The 18,469-nt window shown below is 68.9% G+C and carries 19 protein-coding genes; 11 read left to right on the top strand and 8 right to left on the bottom strand.

Features of this window, described 5'->3' with window-relative positions; genetic code table 11:
* Window positions 1-110: 110 nt before the first annotated feature.
* Window positions 111-857, top strand: coding sequence for a GAF and ANTAR domain-containing protein (locus tag AA23TX_RS33405; RefSeq protein ID WP_155546698.1), 747 nt, complete (start codon window positions 111-113; stop codon window positions 855-857).
* Window positions 858-889: 32 nt separating this feature from the next.
* Here AA23TX_RS33405 and AA23TX_RS33400 read toward each other — a convergent pair whose 3' ends face one another.
* Window positions 890-1,447 carry a TetR/AcrR family transcriptional regulator gene (locus AA23TX_RS33400; protein WP_155546697.1) on the bottom strand — a complete coding sequence of 186 codons (558 nt, stop codon included), beginning with the start codon at window positions 1,445-1,447 and terminating at the stop codon, window positions 890-892.
* A gap of 44 nt (window positions 1,448-1,491) precedes the next feature.
* On the opposite strand from AA23TX_RS33400, the gene AA23TX_RS33395 reads away from it, so the two are divergent.
* From AA23TX_RS33395 to AA23TX_RS33380, 4 genes are all read left to right on the top strand, one after another.
* Window positions 1,492-2,112 (top strand): maleylpyruvate isomerase N-terminal domain-containing protein, encoded by a 621-nt coding sequence (locus tag AA23TX_RS33395; RefSeq protein ID WP_230862848.1) that lies wholly within the window; start codon window positions 1,492-1,494, stop codon window positions 2,110-2,112.
* Between the two features lie 162 nt (window positions 2,113-2,274).
* The gene (locus AA23TX_RS33390; protein WP_155546696.1) at window positions 2,275-2,607 is read left to right on the top strand and encodes a CU044_2847 family protein; all 333 of its coding nucleotides are present in this window, start codon (window positions 2,275-2,277) and stop codon (window positions 2,605-2,607) included.
* A 44-nt stretch (window positions 2,608-2,651) separates the two neighbouring features.
* Window positions 2,652-6,911, top strand: a complete 4,260-nt coding sequence (locus AA23TX_RS33385) for a tetratricopeptide repeat protein (protein WP_196425644.1) — start codon at window positions 2,652-2,654, stop codon at window positions 6,909-6,911.
* 251 nt (window positions 6,912-7,162) lie between these two features.
* Window positions 7,163-7,939, top strand: coding sequence for a hypothetical protein (locus AA23TX_RS33380; protein ID WP_155546694.1), 777 nt, complete (start codon window positions 7,163-7,165; stop codon window positions 7,937-7,939).
* A gap of 74 nt (window positions 7,940-8,013) precedes the next feature.
* Here AA23TX_RS33380 and AA23TX_RS33375 read toward each other — a convergent pair whose 3' ends face one another.
* Window positions 8,014-8,523 carry a hypothetical protein gene (locus tag AA23TX_RS33375; protein WP_230862967.1) on the bottom strand — a complete coding sequence of 170 codons (510 nt, stop codon included), beginning with the start codon at window positions 8,521-8,523 and terminating at the stop codon, window positions 8,014-8,016.
* A 258-nt stretch (window positions 8,524-8,781) separates the two neighbouring features.
* Here AA23TX_RS33375 and AA23TX_RS33370 point away from each other — a divergent pair, with 258 nt between their 5' ends.
* Window positions 8,782-9,060, top strand: coding sequence for an epoxide hydrolase N-terminal domain-containing protein (locus tag AA23TX_RS33370; protein ID WP_230862847.1), 279 nt, complete (start codon window positions 8,782-8,784; stop codon window positions 9,058-9,060).
* Between the two features lie 68 nt (window positions 9,061-9,128).
* The gene (locus AA23TX_RS33365) at window positions 9,129-9,587 is read left to right on the top strand and encodes a hypothetical protein (protein WP_155546692.1); all 459 of its coding nucleotides are present in this window, start codon (window positions 9,129-9,131) and stop codon (window positions 9,585-9,587) included.
* An 88-nt stretch (window positions 9,588-9,675) separates the two neighbouring features.
* Here AA23TX_RS33365 and AA23TX_RS51040 read toward each other — a convergent pair whose 3' ends face one another.
* From AA23TX_RS51040 to AA23TX_RS33340, 5 genes are all read right to left on the bottom strand, one after another.
* Window positions 9,676-9,972, bottom strand: a complete 297-nt coding sequence (locus AA23TX_RS51040; RefSeq protein ID WP_369334189.1) for an Imm53 family immunity protein — start codon at window positions 9,970-9,972, stop codon at window positions 9,676-9,678.
* 380 nt (window positions 9,973-10,352) lie between these two features.
* Window positions 10,353-11,099: a barstar family protein gene (locus tag AA23TX_RS49760; RefSeq protein ID WP_196425643.1), complete on the bottom strand. Its 747-nt coding sequence runs from the start codon at window positions 11,097-11,099 to the stop codon at window positions 10,353-10,355.
* Between the two features lie 73 nt (window positions 11,100-11,172).
* The gene (locus tag AA23TX_RS33350; protein ID WP_155546691.1) at window positions 11,173-12,168 is read right to left on the bottom strand and encodes a polymorphic toxin-type HINT domain-containing protein; all 996 of its coding nucleotides are present in this window, start codon (window positions 12,166-12,168) and stop codon (window positions 11,173-11,175) included.
* 34 nt (window positions 12,169-12,202) lie between these two features.
* A complete protein-coding gene (locus tag AA23TX_RS49755; protein WP_196425642.1) occupies window positions 12,203-12,544 on the bottom strand; it encodes an RHS repeat-associated core domain-containing protein in 342 nt (113 codons plus the stop codon).
* A gap of 399 nt (window positions 12,545-12,943) precedes the next feature.
* Window positions 12,944-14,536: a GAF domain-containing sensor histidine kinase gene (locus tag AA23TX_RS33340; protein ID WP_155546689.1), complete on the bottom strand. Its 1,593-nt coding sequence runs from the start codon at window positions 14,534-14,536 to the stop codon at window positions 12,944-12,946.
* A gap of 145 nt (window positions 14,537-14,681) precedes the next feature.
* Between AA23TX_RS33340 and AA23TX_RS33335 the strand changes: the two genes are divergently transcribed.
* Complete coding sequence (locus AA23TX_RS33335) at window positions 14,682-15,584, top strand: hypothetical protein (RefSeq protein ID WP_155546688.1); 903 nt, start codon at window positions 14,682-14,684, stop codon at window positions 15,582-15,584.
* Here the strand turns inward: AA23TX_RS33335 and AA23TX_RS33330 are convergent.
* Window positions 15,544-16,224 (bottom strand): response regulator, encoded by a 681-nt coding sequence (locus AA23TX_RS33330; RefSeq protein ID WP_155546687.1) that lies wholly within the window; start codon window positions 16,222-16,224, stop codon window positions 15,544-15,546. The genes AA23TX_RS33335 and AA23TX_RS33330 overlap by 41 nt on opposite strands.
* Window positions 16,225-16,316: 92 nt before the next feature.
* On the opposite strand from AA23TX_RS33330, the gene AA23TX_RS33325 reads away from it, so the two are divergent.
* From AA23TX_RS33325 to AA23TX_RS33315, 3 genes are all read left to right on the top strand, one after another.
* Entirely contained in the window at window positions 16,317-16,991 is a 675-nt protein-coding gene (locus AA23TX_RS33325) for a BON domain-containing protein (RefSeq protein WP_155546686.1), read from the top strand.
* A gap of 36 nt (window positions 16,992-17,027) precedes the next feature.
* The gene (locus tag AA23TX_RS33320) at window positions 17,028-17,876 is read left to right on the top strand and encodes a slipin family protein (protein ID WP_155546685.1); all 849 of its coding nucleotides are present in this window, start codon (window positions 17,028-17,030) and stop codon (window positions 17,874-17,876) included.
* An 88-nt stretch (window positions 17,877-17,964) separates the two neighbouring features.
* Entirely contained in the window at window positions 17,965-18,462 is a 498-nt protein-coding gene (locus AA23TX_RS33315) for a GNAT family N-acetyltransferase (RefSeq protein WP_155546684.1), read from the top strand.
* Window positions 18,463-18,469: the final 7 nt, after the last annotated feature.

Below are 18,469 nucleotides of genomic sequence, written 5' to 3'. Positions count from 1 at the left end.
CAGGACCGCCGCGGTGAGCGGAGGCCCGGCATCAACGCCCACCCTGCCTGGGCCGCCAGGCGACGCTTACTGTGGTCGGAGACGCCGAGCCCGCCGCGAGGGAGCACGACATGGAAGACAACCTGCTGTCCGAGCGGGACGCCGCACGAAGAGTGGACGACGTGACCGACGCGCTGGATCGCCTGACCGGCACCATCGCCGAAGAAGAGGAACTGCTGGTCGTTCTGCAGCGAGTGTGCCGGCAGGTCATGCATGCGGTGCCGGACGCGGAAATCGCCAGCATCACCCTGCTGCGCGACGGCGCCCCGTACACCGCGACAGCGACCGGTGACAGCGCGCACCACGTCGACCAGGCTCAGTACGACGCCGGGCGAGGCCCGTGCCTGGAGGCCGCCCGCACCGGCGAACTCCAACGCGTCAGGGTGACCGAAGCCGCAGCACAATGGCCCGAATTCACCGCGGCCGCGAACGAACACTCAGTCGTCGCCTACCTGTCCGCCCCACTGTTCGTCGACCACCACTACCACGGTTCACTCAACCTCTACGACACCGGCGGCAACAGCTTCGGCGCGCTCGACGCCGCGCTGCTGGGCCTCTACACCGCCGCCGCCGAATCCGCGCTGCGCAGCACCCTCCGGCACCACACCGCCCGCGAGACCATGGGACAACTACGCGCCGCGCTCAACTCCCGCGCGGTGATCGACCAGGCCAAGGGCATCCTCATGGCCCTGCACAGCATCCCGTCCGACGACGCGTTCGACCTGCTCGTCAAGGCGTCACAGGACCAGAACGTCAAACTGCGCGACGTCGCCGAAAAGTTCGTCGCCGAGACCACGGCTTCCCCGAGCCGGCACTGACCAGGTCGGGCGCGACGAACCGCTGATGTCCATCAAGGACCGATGTGCGCACAGAGGCGGCCGCCGTCGGCCGTGCCCACTCCGGACAGGACGCCGCCTATGACGTCCCGCACGAACTCCTGGTCGAGTTTCCGATGCCCGAAGAGCACGCGGAACACGACCGGAGCGGCGAAGAGGTCGATGAGGACGACGTCGAGTCCGGGGCGGATCTCCCCACGCGCCTCACCCTTCTTCAAGGACTCGACGCACGCCTCCCGGCGAGGCTCCCAGACGACGGCGAGAAAGGTCTCCCGCAGTTCCGGATCGTCGGCCAGGTCGGCCATCCCGAGCCGGAGCGCCTCGAGATGTCCGAAAAGGTCACAGCAGGTGCACCCGGTGTCGACCTCCACGACCCCGGCGCGCTCCTCGGCCAGCGCGGCGACGACGACGTGTTTCTGACTTTTCCACCGGCGGCGGACGGCGGGCTTGGTGGTGCCCGCGCGCTGGGCGATGGCCTCCATGGTCAGGCCCGGGTAGCCGACCTCGCGCAAGAGCGTGGTGACGGCGGCCAGCACGGCCTGGTCGATCCGCTCGTCCCGCTGGCGTGCCATCGAACTCTCCCACCGGTCCAGGACGCCCGGCTCTGCGGAAAACCGTGCAACAGCAGGATCGGCTCACCCTCACCGGCCACCGACAGGGCGCCGAGCCCCCGGCGAAGACGGACCCGAAGGCCGCCCCGAGCGCGCCCCGCGACCTCGAAGCCCTGGACGCCTGGCTCGCCGAGTCGACCGAACTCACGCTCGGCGCGCTGCGCGCCGCCGGCCCGGATCGCGGCTGCTGGACGTGGTGGCCCCGCTCGCAGGCCCCGCAGACCAGCGGGGCCGTGGCCCGGCACCAGCTCCAGGAGATCGCCGTCCACACCTACGACGCCCAGCTCACCCGGGGGGCCGCGCAGCCGCTGCCGACCGACGTCGCGGTCGAGGGCGTCGACGAGTTCCTGACCACCGTCTCGGCGACGACTGTCCCCTGGCCGTTCACCCCGGCGACCATCGACCTGCACACCACCGAGGGCCGCTCCTGGCGCCTGACCCTCGACGCCGACGGCGTCCGCCGCGGCGACCTCGCCGCCGACGCGGAACCGGGCGACGCGGCGATGCGAGGAACAGCAAGCGAACTGGTCCTCTGCTTCTACGAGCACGTCCCGCTCGACAGCCTGGAAATCACCGGCGACATCGAGCCGGTGGAGCAGCTCGCAGCCTGGGAGCCGGACGCGTAACCGCGCACCTGTGAAGCACCGGTCGTCTGCCAGTAGCCGATATGCCCGCTCGTGCCGAAGAGCGGACGCGATCTGCCCACGGCACTGGTGTTGATCAGCACCCTGCGTAACAGTGCGGACGGAAGAAGCGACTGTTTGTGGTAGCCCGAGGGAGGAGCCACGGTGGCTGGTCAGGTTGTGCCGATGCGTTTCGGTGGGGTCGAAGTACTGGTAGCGACGGTGCCGGTGGCGGGGACGGAACCGACGTCAAAGCTCGGAGACGCTGGCGCGAAGGCGCTGGATGCGTTCGGTCGCGCGCATGAGGTGATCGTGGGTGCGGCGGCGTCGACGGTCGAGGTGCTGGGCAAGCTGACGGCGGAGTCGGCGCGGCCAACAAAGCTGGAGGTCGAGTTCGGGCTCGGGTTTTCGGCCAAGGGCAATGTGATCGTTGCGGGCGGCTCTGTGGACGCAACGTTGAAGGTGAAGCTGACCTACGAGCCCGACGCTGCGAAGTAACCCTGATGCCGCCGGACTCGCGCATACGTGCCTATCTGGGGCGGGTGCTCAATGACGAGGGTGCCTCGGTAGGTACCTGTTTCCAGGTGTCGCCGAGTGTGTTGGTCACGGCGTGGCACGTCCTGAACGATCTCGGCCGCGGCGCCGAACACGACACGGTCAGCATCGACGCGCTCAACGGCGCGATCGAACCCACCACAGCGCAGGTCATCCGGACCGATCCGCTGCACGATCTAGCCGTACTGCGGGCGTCACAGCCGTTACCCGGGTCGGTGACCGGGTGGTTCGCGACCGACTGGACGGAACTCAACGATCCCGTCGTGGTCACCGGGGTCGTCGAGGTAGACGACCCCGAACACGAGTACCGGCACCTCGACGCACCCGGACACTGGGCGGGCGGGACGACCCGGGACCGGCAAGTCCCGCTGGGACGGTTGTCGGCGAAAGACGTCATGAAAGGCATGAGCGGCGCCCCAGTCCGGCGGATCTCCGACGATCGGGTGGTCGGGGTCGTGTCGGCCCGCTACAACGCGGCGGACGGCTGGCTGGAGCATTCGGTGTGGGTGGCCCGCACTGAAGACATCGAGAACCTCCTGGCCGGCGTCGTTGACGTCGTGGTCGACGGCGCGCCGGATCTGGGCGAGGCCGTCGATCTGGTGCTGTCGATGTCGGAGACCGAGGTCCGACTGACCGGCCCGAACATCGCCATCACGGCACCCCATCGCGGGGTCAGCGAGGGCCTTGCTGCCGTGCTGGGCGACGCGCACCGCGCCCGGGCCCGCGCCGGCGCCGGCGCCGGCGCCGTGGACCGCACGATCGCGCCCGACGCGGAACGTGCCGAGTCGATAGGAGCAGTGTCGCTGCGGCGGGCCGGGCAGTTGCTGGCGGAATCGTTCCTGCCCGCGCCGATCGCGGACGCGCTGGCGCGGATGCTGCGGCGCGCCACAACCGAACATGTGCCGGTCCGTCTCGGCATCGACGCGCCGGGATGGCCTGGACTGCCGTGGGAGTCGCTGCCAGACCCGGTGACGTCGCGACCGCTGGCCTTGTGTCCGCTGGTCACCGTGTTCCGTCAGGTGCAGGCACCGAAGGTCCGCAAGATTCCGGGGCCGCTGCGGATCCTGGTCGCGATCTCCGCCCCGGAACGCGGCGGCGGTGCGCTGCTGGACTACGAACGCGAACTCCGCAACGTGGTCGCCGCGGTCCGCGGCGCCCGCGCCGGTGACGCGGACGTGCGGGTGGTGCCGTTCGCGACGACCGCGGCAATCCGCGCCGCCCTGGACGAGGCACCAGCGCACGTTCTGCACCTGTCATGCCATGGTGGCCCCGGTGTCCTCGTGCTCGAAGACGACGACGGCGCAGCGCGGGCGGTGACTGGAGAGGAGTTGGTGGAGGAGGCGGTCCCGCCGGGGATGATGCCGCCGGTGATCTGCCTGGCCGCTTGCTACACCGACGTTCCCGGCGAGGAAGGAGCGCCGTCGCTGGCGGCAAACCTGATCGAGCACGGCGCGAGCGCCATCATCGGGACCGAAACCTCGGTGACCGACTGGTACGCCACCGCGCTGTTCGCCCGCGTCTATCAGGAACTCGCGCAGTCGTCGGTCCCGGACGTGGTCGCCGCGGTCGCCGATGCCCGCCGGATCGTCCAGCTGTACCTGGCGGCCTCGGAGCATCCGCGAGAGAGCATCCTGGCGGCGCTGGACGAATGGAGCGTCGTCACTGTTCTGGCGGGTTCCGGCTCGATGAGGGTGTTTGATCCGGCAGAGCAGGAACGGGTGTCGTGGCCGAGGAGCAGGTCGGTGGGTGGGTTGCTGTGGCGTGGTCACGGCGAGTTCGTCGGCCGTCGTCGCGAGCAGCGAGCTCTGCCGGCCGCTCTTGCGGGGCGTGCGGTCAGCGGTGTCGTCCTGCACGGTATCGGCGGCGTCGGGAAGACGACCTTGGCCGCGGAACTTCTACAACATCTGCAGTTTCCGGTGGTCGCCGTTTGTACGGGCGAAGTGTCAGTGGATGACGTGCTCGCCGCGGTGACCGGCGCGCTTCGCCGTCATCTGGCGACACAGGGCGGCTACGAACAGCTGCTGCGCATTGTCGGCTATGCCAGCCAGGTCAGCGAGGCGTGGCAAGACCGGTTCCTCGCCTTATGCGAAGAAGTGTTCAGTCAGGTCCCGGTCCTGCTGGTGCTCGACAACTTCGAAGACAACCTCACCAACCGCCGGCTTGGCGACGACGCGCTAGCAAATCTGCTGGCGCGCTGGGCTACGGATCCGGGTGAGAGCCGGTTGCTGGTCACGTCCCGCTATGAGTTCAGCCTGCCCGGCGACGCGCACCGGCATCTGCGGTCTTCGCTGGTCGGGCCGATGTCGATGGCCGAGACATTCAAGCTGATCTGGTCGCTGCCGGCACTGGACCGGCTGGACGATGACGACCTCGAGAAGGTGTGGCGACTGGTCGGCGGGCATCCCCGCAGCCTCGAATACCTCGACGCCCTCCTCAACCACGGCCACGCCCGTTACCACGACGTCACCGCACGCCTGAGCAAGGCGCTGCAGGCCCACCCCAAGGCTCAAGCTGCCGTGACTGCCGACACGCTCGACGCTGCGCTGGCGCAGACGGTGACGCTGATCGCCGATGACGTTCTGCTCGACGCACTCCTGCGCACGCTCGAGAAGCACCCCGGTGCACGCGAGCTGCTGCTCGGCGCATCCGTCTACCGGGAACCGTTCGGCCTTGATGCGCTGCTGTTCCAGATCGGCGACGTCGACGAGGACGCCGCACATGTACCGGAATATGAAGGCGCACAGCAACACATCTCGGATGTGCTTGAGCAGCAACATATCCCGTTGGCCGAGTTTGATATCGGCAAGCTGCCGGCGCACGTGCTGGCCCAGGTTCAATCCGATCTCGACGAGCTCGCGGCTGTGCCGATGCCACCACGGTCATCTTCATACGACCTTGGCGACCTCGTAGCGGCATTGGCGGCGACCAGTCTGTTGACCGTGGATTCTGAGGCCGGGGTGGTGTTCGTGCATCGCTGGACCGCCTCCGCTCTCGAACGCCGCTGCCGCGACGACGAGCTGCGGCAAGCGCACCGCAAGGCCGCGGAATACTGGAACTGGCGCATCAGGGTCTGGCCTCAGGACCGCGAGGCGGATCTGCACGACGCTCTGGAAGCGCGCCACCACCTCATCGCAGGCGACCAACTAGACGAGGCAGAAGCAATTAGTTGGACCATCGCTCGCCGACTTCATGCTGTGGGCGGCTGGGATCACGAACTGGCACTTATCCATCACACACTCGCTGTCCTGGCACGGACAGTAGATCAGCAAGTACCGTGGCAACACCAACTCGGCATCCTCGCCCAAGCCCGGGGTGACTACACCGAAGCCGAACGCCGCTACACCGACGCACTCACCATCCTGGAGGAGCTCGGCGACCGCGCCAGGATGGCCAGTAGCTACGGGCAGCTAGGCATGCTGGCCCAGGCCCGGGGTGACTACACCGAAGCAGAACGCCGCTACACCGACTCCCTCACCATCAAAAAGGAGTTCGGCGACCGCCCCGGCATGGCCATCACCTACCACCAACTCGGCACCCTCGCCCAAGCCCGGGGTGACTACACCGAAGCAGAACGCCGCTACACCAACTCCCTCACCATCAAAAAGGAGCTCGGCGACCGCGCCGGCATGGCCAGCACCTACCACCAACTCGGCACCCTCGCCCAGGACCGGGGTGACTACACCGAAGCCGAACGCCGCTACACCGACGCACTCACCATCAACGAGGAGCTCGGCAACCGCGCCGACATGGCCCGCAGCTACGGGCAGCTCGGCATCCTTGCCCGGGCCCGCGGTGACTACACCGAAGCCGAACGCCGCTACACCGTCGCACTCACCATCCTGGAGGAGCTCGGCGACCGCGCCGGCATGGCCATCACCTACTACCAACTCGGCATCCTTGCCCAAGCCCGGGGTGACTACACCGAAGCCGAACGCCGCTACACCGACGCACTTACCATCGACGAAGAGCTCGGCGACCGCCCCGGCATGGCCATCACAACCAGTCAGCTTGGAACTCTCGCTGAAGCAATGAACGACCATATCGGTGCTGTCGCGCATCACGCGCACGCCGCCCACGTGCGCGTTCAGCTGAATCTGCACGAACAGGTTTTTGATCTTCGCCGACTTCAGTCCCTGCGCGATGTGGTAGGGGCACAAAGATTTGACGAGGCAGTTCGAGGAGCTATCGGCGAAGACGCGGCTACTGCACTCACTACTGTTTTGGAAATCTATGGGCATAACGAATAGCCACTGGGCACCTCGCTGGTGCACCACTTTCAGTATGTTGACCATCTACTCGACCTGCTATACCGACACCCGCTCAGGCCGCAGAGCGTGCTATAACCGACGCGGCCGAACTGTGGCTGATGGCGGCGGGTGCAGCTGCTGTGTCCCGGGCAAGCTCCGCGCGGTGCTGACCGAGCAGCTAAGCAGGCAGTAACAGGACCTAGGCTGAGTGCGACTGGGTAAGCGGACTCGTGTCGATGGGGGTGTTGTGAATGGAGCCGGCTGTCGGAGGAATCGGTGGCTGGCTGGTCCAAGCCTTCCCCGACATCTCCAGCAATCTGATCGCGGCAGCCATCGGGGGCGTGCTGGTCTGGTCGACGACGACCGCGAGACGACGCCTGAAGCTGGTCCGTGCGCGCAGATTCTGGCGGGCGCTGGGTGGCCGCCACCCGCTGATCGTCCTGGGAGCCCACGACTTCGGACCGCGGCAACGGTGGGCCAGAGCCGGCGTGGTCGGCATGGGTGACATCCAGGCCCTCGTTGAAATCGAAGCCCAGCTCCGCAAGCTGGGCTTCGCCGGGAAGATCACCGAGTCGAAGCAATTGACCCCGCGTGAACTGAGTTCCGACCTCGTCCTGATCGGCGGGCCGGTGGCTAACGACGTGACGAGGACCATGCTGGCGAAGCTGGACGGAGTAGTCTCCTACGCTTTCGCCGAAGATCCGGACCACGAGGCGCACGTCGTGAACGACCTGAGATCAGGCCGAACGCTGGCGCCGCAGTACGAGGAGTCAGGCTATCCGGTCAGAGACCACGCCTTGATCATCCGGACGCCGAACCCCTTGGCTCCGGATACGTCGGAAATCGTCATCGTGGCGGGCTGCTGGGAACATGGCACCGCAGCCGCAGCGGAGAAACTCGGAGACCGGAAGCTCCTCCGCAGGCTGAAAAAGATGAAACATTTCGAGGTCCTTGTCGAGACGACGGTCGTGAACGGTGCCTACTACAACACCAAGGTGATCGAAACTCGGCGGATTTCAGCTCGTTGACCGGTGCGGCGCGGAAGGTGCCCGTCATCCTGCCACGACGCACGCTCACGCCGATGGGCGGATGCCGGGTGAGGTCAGGCCTGCCCGGCCTGCGCCCACGCGATCAGATCGCGAACACGCCCGGCCTCCGGCACGGCGACCAGTCCCGTCAACACCAGGGGCCCCAACGAAGGAGGGGGCATCACACGGGCACGCGAGAACCTGCCGAAGACGATGGTTCCGCTGCCGTCTCGCCGGATCCGGACCACCGGCGGCGGCAACGTGCCCAGATACGCCGATGCGCGCGTCCTCCCCGAGAAGCGATCGGCCAGCACGATCCGCCGGTCGGTCACGACGTACTCGACACCGCGCCGCCCCCGCAACCTGACGACGACCGGCACCCAGAGGGACGCGACACCTCCCACCCCGACGACCCAGGCCAAGAACGACAGCGATTGGTGCCTGGCCACCGGGACCACGATGGTCGCGATCAACCAGGACAGCCCGAAGACGAGCTGAAGCCAGTCGAACCGAGCAAGGGTGAAACGCTGTGGCCGTCCCGACCACAGCAACCGCTCACCCGGCAGCAGAACATTCGACGGCACATCCAAAGCGACCTCCCGGCGTTCCCGTGCCGGACTGACGCCCAGAAGGGCCGTCCAGGTTGCCCCAGCCGAACGAACTGCCCGTTCCGAACCGGGTCGATGGTCCGACTCACCAAAACCCGGGCGCCCCCTGGGGCCCTGCCCCAGTGTGTCGACCGGGATCTTCCACGGGCGCGAATCGCCCGAGCGGGTTGCCACGCTGGTGCACATCCGAAGAGCCGGCGAGGGGCATACCGCCTCCCGTACCCGGATCCGTTCGTGCCGGAATTCGAGGGAAAGGCCGCGCATGAGATGACCACGCTCGAGCAGCAAACGAGCCACGCGATCCGACCGTTCACCGTGTCCTTCCGCAAAGGGGCGCTCGACGACCTACGCCACCGGCTGGCGGCGACGCGCTGGCCGAGCCGGGAGCTCGTGGGCGATCGCTCCCAGGGGGTGCAGCTGGCGACGATCCGGGCGCTGGTCCAGTACTGGGCGAACGGGTACGACCTCGGCCGGGTGCAGTGTCTTCGCGCAAGCCGGGGTGCGGTGCGGTGACTTCGCCGACGTCGCGCAAGCGATCGCGGAAACCGATGCGGCCGGAGACGGCGCCAAAGGCTCGGGCGGTGATCGAGGCCGTCCTGACCGAGGCCACGGCGGCCGGGCAGGGAACGGTGACCGAGCGCTGCGACTTCTCCCGCGCCGTTCTGTGCAACGGGCTCGGCCAGTACGAAGAAGCGCTGGTCGCCGCGCGCGCGGCCGTCGACTACCACCCCCGGATGTATCTGTCCGCCTGGGCCGCGGTGGAGCTGCTCAAAGCCGCAATCCGAGCCGGCCGGACGGCAGTCGCGGAGGACGCCCTCCACCACGTGCTCGAGGCCACGGTCCACCTGCCCAACGACGCGGCTCAGGGCATCGTCGCCCGGTCCCGGGCGTTGATGACGACCGGCGAGCGGGCTGACGGCTTGTACCGGGACGCCATCGAGCGGCTCGGCCGGAGCCTGCTGCGCGCCATGAGCTCAATCGTCGGAGCGCGGCGAGGCGCCCGATGGCCGCGTCGAGCTCAGTCGCCCGCTCTAGCGTGACCAGCGCCTCGTACGCCGGATCGTTGACTTCGGTTCACCGGAACGCGGCGCGTCGCATACCACTCGCTTGCTCGGTCATGACCGTTCCTCACCCCAGAGACGACACGAACCCCCGGAACGCAGCGACCAACTCACGCAGCGACCGCACGTCACAGGACCCTTCGTAACTTGTCCCGTCAGCTGACGTCCAGAGCCAACGACCCGCTCCAAGGTCCACTTTCGACCTCGGCAGCACTCGGCCCTCCACACTGGTGCCCACGATGTCGACGCGCAGCCTCCAACCCGGATTGTCCAACGTCTCGAGCCGGACGCCGAACTCGTGCTCCCAGTCGCCGTCGCATTGACTCGAGAACCACTCACTCAACCACCGGATCTCTTCTGTCACGCCTCGCTCGGCCGCTTCCCGTAGTACGCGCGAACAACCTTCCCCCAGCTTCCACTGGATTCCACTGGATTCCACGCAAAGTCGGGAGCGTCACCACACCGTCAAGCCCGGTCGTCGTCGGCCACTCGCACCCCGTACCCGCCGGATCACCGACGAAGACGATCTCCGCCGCGACCAGCTCGTCACTACACCGGGCAGGACCACCCCACTCCACCAGCGCCCGGTCCAGCAGCGCGATCTCCTCCGAGGCGAGCAAGTCGCCCGGCATCACGTCGACCATCTCACCGGCGACGTGGGCGGCGGTTCGGGACTCGAAGAACTCGACCGGGACAGTGCGGCGGGCAAACCGCCCCTGCTGTCCTCACCCATGTCGTCCGGAGTCATCGAACCTCGACGACCACGCCGAACTCACCCAAGACAGCCGTGATCGCGCTCACGAACTGCTTCCCCAGTGCCTCTTCAGAGGAGGAGAAGTCTTTCCACAGGAGCCTGACCGGTCGCGTCCCCACCGGACTCGAGCGGAGGCAATCGGCGAGGGCGTCGAGATTCGAACCGAAGTAGCCCCCCGGACCGTTGGCGGCTTCGCCCAACGCACAGTAAAAGCCGGCCTTCGTCACAGTCGATGCACCGTCGAGGGTCATCACCTCCGCGTTCCCGTACCTGACAGCACCGTGACCGGTGGCGAACCACGAGTTCCGCACGACGTGCAGCCAAGCCTGGTGGTGGCCGCCCGGGCGTTGAAGCCACTCGCCCGTCAGCAGCGGCCGTCCCGACGCCCACCGCGGCCAAATCCCGGCTGCTTCCGGATACTCACACCGGTCGCCGAAGTACCGGAACGAAACGCGGGGAACTTCGCCCCGCGCGTCCGCCGTACCGGAGTCACCGAAAATCACCCCTCCGACGAGGTACTCACCTATCCTTTCGCGCTGTGTGTTCACTACCTCGAGGACCGCGTCCTCGACGCGCCGCGGAGGTCTCTCACCGAGGCGCGCCCGTAAGAACGCGACTTCCGACGAGTCGTCGCCCGGAGAGACGAAGAAACCGTCCAGCTCTTCGGCCCCGACGAGCAGGTTGCCCCCGCTCCCGTCGACCAGGCGGTACAGCGCACCACTCTCAACGGACTCCACCTGACTCCCCCTTTCCCTTCCCGTCACCGCTGGACGCGCACGACCGCTGCCGACTCCTCAGTTCCAGCCCGAATCAGGGAAGTGCGGCGCGCTGAACCGTTGGATCTTCCTTGGCTCCGCCCCACCACGGGTACTCGCGTCCCGAGTAGGTGTCATGCGACGTCAGCTTTCCGGCTTTCACATCGTCGTAGGCAGAGGCGATCTTGTTGTTCATGCCCTTGGGCAGGGGGTCGGACAACTTGCCCTTCGGGCAATTGTCGTTGTGGACGAGCACCGGACGCTCCCCGGCCTCGACGCAGAAGGTGTGGTCCGCGTCCACCGTCAGGTTGTGGACCCGCGCCGGCCGAGTCAGCTCGCGGACCGCTGAAACCGTCACCACGGCCCCACCTGCCACCAGCAGGTCATCGCCCGCCCGGAGGGCCTCCGCATCCACCCAGCCACGCTGCGAAGGCACCCAGAACGGGTGACCGTCGGTGGCCACGATCGGGGCTTGACCCGCGACCGAGATCTGCACCATGTGCTTCCAGCCCTGGCCGATGATCGTCGCGACCACCTCGCGTGAGGTGGTTCGGCCCGTCGAAACGTCCGTGGCCAGCACCCGGTCCCCAAGCCGGATCTCTTCGATCGGACGACGGCTCCCGTCCGCCATCAGGACCAGCGTGCCCGGCGCGAAGCTGTTGCACGAAACCTTCGACAGGCGCTCCTCGGCCTGCTCGACCCGCCGCAGATCCGCTGCCGCCTTGTCGCGGCGGCGCATCCACGTCAGCGTGTCCTTGAACGCCGACACGATCTTGTCGACGATCTTGCCGCCCTTGAGCACCTTCCCCCATGGCAGCGAGGTCAGGATCTCCCAGGCGCAGCCGGCCAGGTTGAAGTCCTTGATGCAGTTGTCGACAACGCCCTTGACACCGATGATCTCCTGCAGGATGTCGCCACCGACCTGGATCGCCACGTCGATCCAGCTGCGCTTGTCCGCCGCCGCCTTCTTGGCTTCCTCGTACTCGGCTTGGCTCAGGCCCGCCTCTTTCAGTGCCTGCTGTTCGGCGTCACCCGCCGCCCGCCCCACCACCGCCCGCCCACGGCGGGTCGATCCAGATCCGGTATTAGAAGACCTGCACAACCCAATAAGTCACCGCCACCAGCATCACGACCGGCATGAACAGCCCGACGATGTAGAGCGCCCAGACGAACGTCGTCACCGCGGTCCGCTTGGCCACCGAGACGGTCTTCCAGTACAGGCCGTTCGGGTCCGAGTTCGTCACCGGCGAGTTGTTGCCGTAGGCGTACCCGTTGAGCTGCTGCGGATCGTCGAAATCCAGCACCGGGTCGGCCGAGGCGAACCGGCCGGTCACCGGGTCGTACTCGCGGGCGCCCAGGCGGGCAACCGCGGCGTCCCATGCCCCTCGAGCGCCGACCGGGACCGCAACCGGCACCGGACGAGGCACGAGTCGATCGTCCGCACGGTGGTCGGCATCCTCGAGAATCCGCGGTACACAGGGCGGCAGGTGTGAACCGGCACAGCGCCGGCACAACCGGCCCGGCCCACCACGGTCTTCCCACCCGACAGTCACATCCGGCGCTCGTGGACGAGGCGACTTTCCCGGCGATCCAGGGCATACGCACGGCCCGACGCACACAGCGCGACGGCATCCGGACTCGCCAGGAACGTCTACGTTCGTGAAGACCACTTACCTGAGAACGAACTGCCTGACGATCAGCTGCGGCGGTCCCACACGAGAAGTCACTCCACAACCCCACCCTGAAGTTCACGACCGACCTGCAGCTCGTGTGACCAGCCCGTGGGCGGACCACCCGGTCGGTGACGTCCACGGGATCCCCCGGCGTCAGGGAACGGGGACCGTCCACACCAGACGGGTGCCACCTCCGGCCGGGCGGTCGAGCCGCAACGATCCGCCCGCCTCCGCGGCGCGCTGCTCGAGGTTGCGGAGTCCGCTGCGGGCCACGGCTTCCGGCATCCCGACCCCCGTGTCCGACACCTCGACGACCAGGTCGCCTTCCAGGGACACGGTGACCGCCAGTTCGGCCGCCCTCGCGTGCCGCAGGACGTTGGTGACCGCCTCGCGGACGACCGCGTCGGCGTGTTCGGCCAGACCGGCGGGCACCCGGTCGAACGCCCCCGACAGCCGCACCGTCGTGCGGATCGCGGAGTCGGCGGTCGTGTCGGCGATCGCGTTCTGCAGGCGGGCCCGCAGGCCCCGCCCGGCTCCCGGCTGCGCTTGCAGGGCGAAGATCGCGCTGCGGATCTCCTCGATGACGTCCTGGAGCTGGTCGATGTGCTGGGTGAGCCGGCTGGTGACCGCGGGCGAATCGGACCGGCGGCGGGTGCCCTCGATCCCCAGGCCCACCGCGAAGAGCCGCTGGATGACCTGGTCGTGCAGGTCGCGGGCGATCCGGTCGCGGTCCACCACGACGTCCAGCTCCCGGCGGGCGGCCTGGCTTTCGGCGTCCCGCAGCGCCAGCGCGGCCTGGTCGGCGAAGGCGGACACGAGCTGCAGCTCGTGCTCGGCGAACCGCGCCGCCCCGCGGCCGCGGATCGCCAGGAGCACCGCCGCGCCGGACCGCGAGCCGGACCGCAACCGCACCACCAGCGCCGGCCCGAGGTCCACGCCGAGGCCGCCGGCCAGGTCGTACGTCAGCTTCGGCACACTGCGCGGCACGTGGTCCCGCAGGACCGCGCCCGAGGTCGACCCGTCGAGCGGGATGCGGCGACCGGCCAGCACATCGGCGTCCGGGCCGGCGCACACCGTGACGACCAGTGCCCCACCCGGCTGCTCGGGCAACGCGATGAGCGCGTCGTCGGCGCCGGTGAGCTCGGCGGCCCGGGTCGCGATCAGGTGCAGCACCTCACGGACGTCCGTGCCGCCCAGGAGCTCGGCGGAGATTTCCCCGGTGGCTTCCAGCCACCGCTGCCTGCTCCGGCTCTCCTCGTAAAGCCGCGCGTTGTCGACCGCGATCCCGGCCGCCGCGGCCAGCGCCACGGTCACCCGTTCGTCGTCGGCGGTGAACGGCTGCTCGCGGCTGAGGTACAACCGTCCGAGGACCTCGCCCCGCACCGGCAGCGGGACGCCGAGGAACGCCCCCATCGGCGGATGGCCCGGCGGGAACTCACCGGTCCCCAGGTGGGCCAGGCGCACCGGAGCCCGGCCGGTCACCAGCGCGCCGAGCAGCCCGTGGCCGTCCGGTGGCGGGCCCAGCCGCTCCCGGGTGGCGTCGTCGACGCCGGTCACGGCGAACGCGGTCGTCCGGCCGTCCTCGTCGAGCAGGGCCAGCGCGCCGTACCGGGCGCCGACCAGGCCGGCCGCGGCCGTGACGATCCGGTGCAGCGTCGTCTCGAGCTCCAGACCGGCGGAAAAGGCGAGGACGGCCGCCGGCAGCGCGTCCATCCGGTCCCGGCCCGACGTCGTTTCCTCGGGCATGCCACCACTGTGACACAGCGGTCCCGATCCGGGTCGCAACCGACGACCTTCGCCCGGAGGCGGGGGCCGTTCGGCACTGGGCGGAGCCCGCTGTCCGGGCAGACGGTGAAAGCGCATCCAGTAATCCAGGAGTTCGGAGCCGTCCATGAAGACCGGTGTCATGCCCGTCGGCCACCTCAGCGCGAGCCAGGTGCACGCCGTCCTCCTCGCGGCCACGGCTCCCCCGCCGCTGCGGTCCGCCCGGCCGTGGCGGTTCCAGTGCACCCCGGATTCCGTCGAGCTGTACGCGGATCCGCTCACCACAGGCACCGACAGCGAACAACGGGAACGAATGCTGGACTGCGGCGCGGCGCTGCTCAACCTCCGGCTGGCGATCAAGGCGCAGGGCAGCCACGCCGACGTCCGGCTGTTGCCCACGGCGGGGCGGCCCGAGCTGCTCGCCGTCGTACAGCCGAACGGCTACGAGACGATCACCCCGCACGACGGGGAGCTCGTGGCGGCCATCGCCGGCCGGCAGAGCAACCGGCGCCCGTTCACCGCCGCCGTCGTCCCCGACGCGGTGCAGCGGCAGCTCCGGCGGGCGGCCGAAGTGGAACGCGCCTGGCTGGCCACCATCACCGCCGACCAGGTGCCGCAGCTGCGCGACATCATGCGCCGCACGGAAGTCTCGCCCGGAACACCGGGACCGGGTGGCGGGAACGACCTCGACGTTGACCCCGGCCGGCTGGTCGTGGTAGTCGGCACGCTGCACGACACCCCCCTCGGCCGGCTCCAGGCCGGCCAGGCCATGCAGCGGGTACTGCTGACGGCCGCCGCCGCCGGGATCTCGGCAGCCCTCTCCTCCCAGGCGATGGCCGAGCCGACGACCCGGCGTGAACTGCGGCAGCTGCTCGGCGGCGGGCTCTGGCCCCAGATCATGCTGCGGCTCGGTCACGGCACCGCGGTGCCGTCGTCGGCGCGGACCCCGCTCGAGGACGTCGTGATCAGCGACGAGCACCCGTTCGCCACTAGCCGCCCGGACGGCGCTCCGCGTCGTGGATCCCGGTGACCAGCACCGCCGCCTGCGACCGCCGCTCCAAGCCGAGCTTCGCCAGCAAGCGGGACACGTAGTTCTTGACGGTCTTCTCCGCGAGGAACATCCGCTCGGCGATCTGCCGGTTCGTCAGGCTTTCCCCGAGCAGGTCCAGCAGGACGAGTTCCTGCTCGCTCAGCCCCGCGAGGGGCCCCGGTTTCCCGGTCTTCGCCCGCAGTTCGCCCACGAGCGCGGCGACCGCCCGGGCGTCCAGCAGGGTCTCGCCGGACCCCACGCGGCGGATGGCGTCGACCAGCTGCAATCCCTTCACGTCCTTGATGACGTACCCCTCGGCGCCGGCCAAGACCGCTTCGACCATCGAATCCTCGTCGGTGAAGGAGGTCAGCATCAGGCACCGCAGGCCGGGCAGCGCCGCGCGCAGGTCTCGGCACAGCTCCACGCCGTTCCCGTCGGGCAGCCGCACGTCGAGCACCGCCACGTCCGGGCGCAGCGCGGGGATCCTGGCCATGGCCTCGGCGACCGAGGACGCCTGCCCGACGACGGTCAGGTCGGGTTCGTCGTCGACGAGTTCGGCGACTCCGCGCCGCACGAGTTCGTGGTCGTCGACCAGGAAGACCGTGATGACGGGGAGGTCGTGCTGCGTGCGGTCATCCACTTCCCCAGGCTACGCCCGCCCGCGCCGAACGACCCCGGAAGAAGGGTCCCGCGGCACTAGGCAGCGCGGTGCGGACGGACCACGGTGGAGGGATGACCGAGATCCAGCACAGGCCCGATCATCACCTCAAGACCGCTGTCACCGATGAACTCGCCTGGACCCCCAGCGTCAACGCCGAAGGGATCGGCGTGACCGTCTCGGACGGTGTCGCGACGCTGTCCGGACACGTGGGCACCTACCCCGAGAAGGAAGAGGCGCTGCGCGCCGCGACGCGGGTCCAGGGCGTGACCACGACCGCGGACAAGATCCTCGTCCGGCACGGTCACGACGTTCCGGTGGACGCGGATCTCGCCCGGGAGGCCATGGCCGTGTTCGACCGCCACACGATCGTCGTGCCGAAGGACTCGGTGCAGGTCGACGTGCGCGACCGGGTGGTCACCCTACGCGGCTCGGTGGACTGGCACTACCAGCGCGAAGCCGCCCGCCGGGCGGTGGCCGTGCTCCCCGGCATCAGCGGGGTGCGGAACCTGATCACGCTGCGGCCTTCGCCGGGTGTCTCGGCGTCCGAGACCAAGGCGCAGATCGTCGCGGCGCTCGCCCGGCACGCGCCGGGGTTCGCGCAGCACGTCGAGGTCGGCATCGACGACGGCCAGGTCACCCTGACCGGCCAGGTCCTCACCCCGGCCGAACGCCGTTCGGCCGAGCAGACCGCGTGGTTCGCCCCCGGTGTGACCTCGGTCGACAACCAGGTGAAGCTCTCCGGCTGAACCTCCTCCCGCGCTAGCCGCGAAGTCTGGAGCACCATGAACGTTCTCGTGATCATCGCCATCGCCGCCGCGTTGCTGCTTCTCCTCGCTACCGCGGTGCGGATCGTCAAGCAGTACGAACAGGGTGTCCTGTTCCGGCTCGGCCGGGTGATCGGCGTGCGCGAGCCGGGGTTGCGGCTGATCGTCCCCGTCGTCGACGTCCTGCGCCGGGTGCCGTTGCGGATCATCACGATGCCGATCCAGTCCCAGGGCATCATCACCCGGGACAACGTGAGCGTCGACGTGTCCGCGGTGGCGTACTTCCGGGTACGGGACGCGGTGAAGTCGGTCGTCGCGATCGAGAACGTCTACGCCGCGATCGACCAGATCGCCCAGACGACGCTGCGGAAGGTCGTCGGGCAGCACACGCTCGACGAGACGCTGTCCGAGACCGACAGCATCAACGTCGACATCCGCCGGATCCTGGACGTCACCACGCTCGACTGGGGCGTGGAAGTGACTTTGGTGGAACTGAAGGACATCCAGCTGCCCGACACGATGAAACGGGCGATGGCCCGGCAGGCCGAAGCGGAACGCGAAAAGCGCGCCAAGATCATCAGCGCCGAAGGCGAATCCCTCGCTGCCGCCGCACTCGGCGAGGCGTCGGACACGATGATGGCGCACCCGCTCGCGCTGCAGCTGCGCAACCTGCAGAGCCTGGTGGAGATCGGCGTGGACAAGAACACCACCGTCGTGTTCCCCGCCCCGCTGATGAGCACCATCGGCGAGCTGGGCTCCTTCCTGGCCCGCGAGAGCGCCGCCGCGACCCGGCCGGAACCGGCCGCCACGGCCCCGATCGTGCCGCCGAAAGCGGCCGTGAACGGAACCCGGGCCGAAGAGCACTGACCCGCGCCGACGGACTCCGCAGTGTTCTGTGCGAAAAGGACAGAGCACTGTGGACCCGGGCGGGTCACCGGCCCTGCGAGGAGAGTCCATGTCCACCGCCACCCCACCGGTACGAGCCCTGCTCCCGGACGGCGAAGTCGCCTGGGTCCGCGAGCTGGAAGCATGCGACGGCGCCGCGGTCCTCGCGCTGCGGGCCCGGCTCTCCGGACGCGACCGGCACCTGATGTTCTTCGGTCTCGGCGTGGCGGGGCTCGCCGAGCTTTCGACGCAGCTGTCCCGCGGCTCCGGCGTCGGGCACACGGCGGTGGGGTGCTTCGTGCACTCCCGGCTCGCCGGCGTCGCCCGCTACGACGTTCTCGCCGACCCGGCCGAAGCGCAGGTCGCGCTGGTGGTCGACGGCCACGGCCCGGTGCTCGGCGTGGCGGCCCTGCTGCTCGAACAGCTCGCCGTCTCGGCGGAACACGAAGGGGTGCGGATGTTCGTCGCCGACGTGGACGCGGGAAACGCGAAGATGCTCGGCGTCTTCGCTGCACTGGGCATCCCGTTCCGGCCCGGCCTGCCAACGCGGAACCGCTCCCCGGAGTGACGTCCGG

Origin of the sequence: Amycolatopsis camponoti (assembly GCF_902497555.1) — a bacterium.
Taxonomy (GTDB): Bacteria; Actinomycetota; Actinomycetes; order Mycobacteriales; family Pseudonocardiaceae; genus Amycolatopsis; species Amycolatopsis camponoti.
Note: the sequence above shows the minus strand (reverse complement) of the source record. Positions and strands in the feature narration are given on the sequence as shown.